Origin of the sequence: Frankia gtarii, assembly GCF_025403375.1 — a bacterium.
Classification (GTDB): domain Bacteria; phylum Actinomycetota; class Actinomycetes; order Frankiales; family Frankiaceae; genus Frankia; species Frankia gtarii.
In genome coordinates, this window is sequence record NZ_JAMPTM010000453.1 from 1 (window position 1) to 2,923 (window position 2,923).

The window sequence follows — 2,923 nt, forward strand, 5'->3', positions numbered from 1 at the left end:
ATATGAGACAGGGGGAGTAGAGCCGGCGGCGGTGGACCCGTGGGTGTGCTTCTTCGACCGGTGGGAGGACTGCTCGTCCAGTGCCGCGTTGAGTTCGGCGCCGAACAGGACCGCCAGCGCGGTGATGTAGAAGAACAGCAGCGCCGCCACGGGTGCGCCCAGCGAGCCGTAGACCAGCTCGTGGCTGAAAACGATCTCCAGGTACAGCCGCAGCAGGTAGCTGCCGACCAGCCAGCACACCAATGCCAGGGTCGCCCCGGGAAGCGCCCGCCACCACGGCCTGCGTACCGGCAGGGAGAGGTGGTACAGCGACGTCAACATCGTGAGCGCGACCAGCCCGACGACCGGCCAGAACAGCAGGGTCAGTAGATGGTCGACCAAGGGGTGCCGATCGGCGTCGAGAATCCGGGAGATCATCCCGGGACCCAGGATCAACGCCGGCAGAATGATGACGCCGCTGGTGAGCTGGGCGAGGAACAGCCACAGCGCCACCAGCCGGCTACGCACCGCGGAGCGTAGGTCGCGCTGGCCGTAGGCGATGGTGATGGTGTTGACGAAGGTCGCCATCGCCGTCGAGCCGGTCCACAGCGAAAGGACGAAGCCTATGGAGATCACGTCCGGCCGGCCGCGAGAAAGGATCTCGTCCACGGTGGGCCGCACAGCGTCGTCGACCACTGATTCGGTCAGCAGGTCGCCGGCGCCGCGCAGAATGCTGTCCCGGATGCTGCTCAGGGCGCCCCCGCCGATGGCGTCGGCGACGTAACCGAGCGCACCGAGCAGGGATAGTAGCAGCGGTGGCAGGGACAGCAGCTGCCAGAATCCCGCCTCCGCGGCCAGGCCCAGCACCCGGTGGCGCCAGGCGTTGGCGAGCGTCGTGCGGGCCAGGCGCAGCGGACCCCGGGGGACCCGGCGCTGCTGGCGGTCAAGGCGGCGGAACATCGCGCTGCGGCGGACACGTGCCTCGGCCACCGTGCGGCTCTGGCGGGCGTGCGCCGTCAGCTCCGGATTGGCCTCGAGGACGACCCGGCGGAGCAGCACAGACCAGCGCCGCCGCGGCTGGCTGCGAACCATGGGGGTGGATGTCTCCTTCCCCATGGCGGGCACGGCCCCACCGTATGGCCTGGTGGGACGCCTGAAGGTCAACGGCACCCAAGCGGGGCCGGGGCCGATCCCCTAAGCGGGGGGCCCGAGGGGGAAACGCGCGATCCATGGTCACGACGCCTGCCTCTCACCGCGGCGAGGAGCAGCGAAAGGGGCACGCCACGTGGTCGTGGCATGCCCCTTTGATACCTGAGGGTAAGGCTCAGGACACGCTGAGCTTGTCGGTCTCGTCGTGGTATTCGACGGCCATCTCACGCAGCTTGGAGTCGTGCGACTTCGCATGATGCCGGCAGAAAAGGAGATCCCCGCCGCCAGGCAGCACCACCCGCACGTATGCCTGGGCACCGCACCGGTCGCAACGATCGAGGTTGGTTAGCGTCGGCTTCGTGGTAGTCCCTGTCACATCTACTCCAACTGTGTTAGGCGGTCAGACGTTCCTGCTGACCATGTGACGGTTTACTCACAGCCGGCTCTCGTGGCGTCATTGCATCCAGAGCGGCGTGGTGTCCGCGGAGCTTCGGACCCGCGGACGGTTACCCCGCCCCCGGGGCTCTGCGGCCTGATCAGGGCCGTCGGGCACCGAAGACGATGTCGTCCCATGCTGGCACTGACTTGCGTCCGCGTCGACCGCCTGCGGGACGTTCCCCCCCACGGGTGCCGTTGTTTTGCCGACTCCGTGACGCAGCGGGTGCGCTCGACTTCTCTGTGGTCGCCTCGCCGGTACCCTCCGTCGTTGAATCCTCCGGATCAGTAGATGTCGGCTCGCCCTTTGCTGCCGACGCCGACGCGCCTCGGCGTTGCCCGCCGACGGCGGCGGGAGCCTCTCCCGCCGCGCCCATAGCCGCCGCCGGGGTCACCGCGGGTGCCCGGCTCGACTCCTCGACAGCGGGGCCGCCGCCCGCGGATGGCACTGCGGCGGCGGCATCGCCGCCCTGTGGCGCGTGCCCGTCCGGGGGGGTGGCGACTGGCGTGGACGGGCCGGCGACGCCCCCGGCGGCGGTGCCCGTGGCACCCGCCACCGCGGACATCGAGGCGGACCCGGCCGGCGACGTGGCGGAAGTCACGGCCGGCGGGGCGGTCTGAGCGACCGCGGCCCGGGATGTTCTTCCCGTTCGTCCGGATCCGGCCGCGGCCGGGGCAGCCGGACGGGACCGGGCGGCCGGCGTCGCGCGCCCGGCGGCGGCCGGTGCCGCGCCGCCGGCCCGGGCGCCGCCCGGCTCGGCGACCCGGCGGCCGGTCCCGCGCGGCAACGAGCCGACGCGGGTCGCCGCCGTCCGGCGCGGTGTCTGCGGCTCGGGGCGGTGCGAAACAGCTTCCTCGGCGGGCGCGGACGGGTCCGCGGCCTCGCCGGCCGCCTCGCCACCTGCGGGGGTGGCCGTGCTCAGCTCGGCCTCGAACGTCGACCGGCCGGAAGCCGCACCAGCGGGTTGCGACGCAGGCCCTGCCGAGGCGTAGTAGGTGGCGGCCGGGTCGTCTCGGCCACCGGTGGATTCCGGCTCCGGCACGGCGCGGAAGGTTTCGGTCCGCACCGGCTCGTCCCAGTGCTCCCGGGGGGCCGGCTGCCAACGGCCGTCGGTGCGGGCCGCGGGGTGCCGCAGTGCGGCCCCGATGGCCGGGGTCGCGGGGCGTGGCGAGGCTGTCACGCCGCCATCCAGCGGCTGGTCCTCGGGCGGGTACGGGGCGGCCGGGAAGCTGCTGGGCTGGGCATAGGGGCGAGCGGCGGGCTCCGGTGGCGCCGCCGGGGACGGGGCGGCGACCGCCGGCTGGACCGGCGTGGCCGGCAGCCCCTGGTCGGACACGAGCGTCAGCGCCGGACCCGCGG

General features: G+C 72.8%; 2 protein-coding genes and 1 pseudogene. All 3 read right to left on the minus strand.

Annotated features, from left to right (window positions below):
- On the minus strand, positions 1-1,071 hold a 1,071-nt coding region (locus NBZ83_RS31275), incomplete at its 3' end, for a YihY/virulence factor BrkB family protein (protein ID WP_261576424.1).
- A 232-nt stretch (positions 1,072-1,303) separates the two neighbouring features.
- Positions 1,304-1,504, minus strand: a complete 201-nt coding sequence (locus NBZ83_RS31280) for a DUF7455 domain-containing protein (RefSeq protein ID WP_009742431.1) — start codon at positions 1,502-1,504, stop codon at positions 1,304-1,306.
- 160 nt (positions 1,505-1,664) lie between these two features.
- Positions 1,665-2,923 (minus strand): annotated as a pseudogene (locus tag NBZ83_RS31285) (hypothetical protein); the annotation flags it as partial.